Genomic DNA, 464 nt, shown 5'->3' with positions numbered 1-464 from the left:
ATCGGGACCCTCTCGTTCGACGCCAAGCAGGCCGCGGAGATCTGGATCACGGCGGCCCAGAGCTTCTTCGCCATCGCCATCATCGTCAACTTCGAGATCAGCGCCCGGGAGGCGGTCGCGCTGCTCGTCTTATTCGCCACGCAGGTGATGGCCGAGTTCTACATCATTCGGACCTACGCCGAGCCCGCCGCGACCGAACTGAGCATGACGGTGCTGTACGCCTTCACCGCCGTCTACGCGGTCCTCGGGATCGCGCTGTTCGTCAAGCGGCGGCGGAGCGCGAACGAACTCGTCAGACGCACGGTGCGGACGGCACAGACCGCGTTCGGCCGCCGGGAATCCCTCCCCGAACGCGAGGACTGAGCGAGCCTCCGGTCGCTTTTCGATCCGTCGATGTCGGCGCGGTCACGCCAGCGGCGCCGCGCTCCAGTACGCCATCCGCATCGGAATTCCCTCGGCGTCTC

At 66.8% G+C, this 464-nt stretch carries 1 pseudogene; it reads left to right on the top strand.

The window, feature by feature from the left end:
• Positions 1–363 (top strand): annotated as a pseudogene (locus EXE44_RS18155) (sodium:calcium antiporter); the annotation flags it as partial.
• Positions 364–464 lie beyond the last annotated feature (101 nt).

The organism is Halorubrum sp. SS7, from assembly GCF_005435055.1.
GTDB lineage: Archaea > Halobacteriota > Halobacteria > Halobacteriales > Haloferacaceae > Halorubrum > Halorubrum salinarum.
This window is presented reverse-complemented; position numbering and strand designations above follow the sequence as displayed.